At 60.4% G+C, this 1,113-nt stretch carries 1 protein-coding gene; it reads left to right on the top strand.

The features are described 5' to 3' along the window. Nucleotides 1–55: 55 nt before the first annotated feature. Nucleotides 56–1,084, top strand: a complete 1,029-nt coding sequence (locus JJD74_RS30585; protein WP_003283602.1) for an IS30-like element ISPsp7 family transposase — start codon at nt 56–58, stop codon at nt 1,082–1,084. Nucleotides 1,085–1,113: the final 29 nt, after the last annotated feature.

A 1,113-nucleotide genomic window follows, 5' to 3' on the forward strand; every position in this document is an offset into this window, starting at 1 on the left:
GGCGGCGGCAAAAACTGAGTGCAACACCTGACCTTTCCGGTACGGTGCTGCCCCTATGTCTTATACCGAACTCAGCGTTGAAGAGCGCGCCACCATTCAAATCGGTCGTACCCAAGGCTTCAGCCTGCGCAGGATTGCCTGCTTGATCAACCGATCCCCTTCGACCATCAGCCGTGAGCTGCGCCGTAACCGAGGTGCTTGCGGTGGCTACTCGGCCCGCCTAGCCCAGCAGCAAATGCAGGCCCGCCGCCAGGTTTGTCGACCGATGCGAAAACTGTTGCCGGGTAGCGAGCGCTTCGAACTGGTGACCCATATGCTGCGTGAGCGTTTGTCTCCCGAGCAGATTGCCGGCAAGCTGCGCAGCATGAACATACCCAACCTGCGAGATGCCTACGTCTGTCGCGAGACGATCTACAACGCGATCTATGCCCTGCCAGTGGGTGAGCTGCGTAAGGAGCTGATCATCTGTCTGCGCCAAGGCAAGACGACGCGCCGGCCGCGCTCTGGTGGCGTGGATCGGCGCGGCCAGATCCCCGAGATGGTCAGTATTCATGTGCGCCCGCCGGAGATTGAAGACAGGCTGATGCCGGGGCATTGGGAAGGCGACCTCATCAAGGGTAAGGCCAACGCCTCGTCCGTCGGTACGCTGGTGGAACGCACCAGTGGCTACCTGATGTTGGTGAAGATGAACGACGCGACGGCGACTTCGGCACTGGAAGGCTTCAGCGCCGCGCTCAATAGCATGCCGCTGGAGATGCGCAAGAGCATGACTTACGACCAGGGCCGGGAGATGGCGCGACACGCCGAGATCACCCAAAGAACCGGCGTGGCGATCTACTTCTGCGACCCGCACAGCCCCTGGCAGCGCGGCAGCAACGAAAACATCAACGGCCTGATTCGCCAGTACTTGCCCAAGGGCACAGACCTGTCGGTACATAGCCAGGAGAAGCTGGACGCCATTGCGCTGCAACTGAACATGCGACCGCGCAAGCGCTTCGACTTCAAATGCCCCATCGAGGTGATGGGAGAGGTCATGCAAAACTCCATGGCAATGCGGCATGATGCTCCGGCTTCAATTCAATAACCGTGTTGCACTCAGCTCCTGCAACCGCC

The sequence above is a fragment of the Pseudomonas sp. MF6776 genome, assembly GCF_016613125.1.
In the GTDB taxonomy this organism is placed as follows: Bacteria; Pseudomonadota; Gammaproteobacteria; order Pseudomonadales; family Pseudomonadaceae; genus Aquipseudomonas; species Aquipseudomonas iridis.

What these genes read in the sequence shown, in the direction of transcription:
- JJD74_RS30585 (WP_003283602.1), top strand. Translation starts at nt 56, where the DNA reads ATGTCTTATACCGAACTCAGCGTTGAAGAGCGCGCCACCATTCAAATC.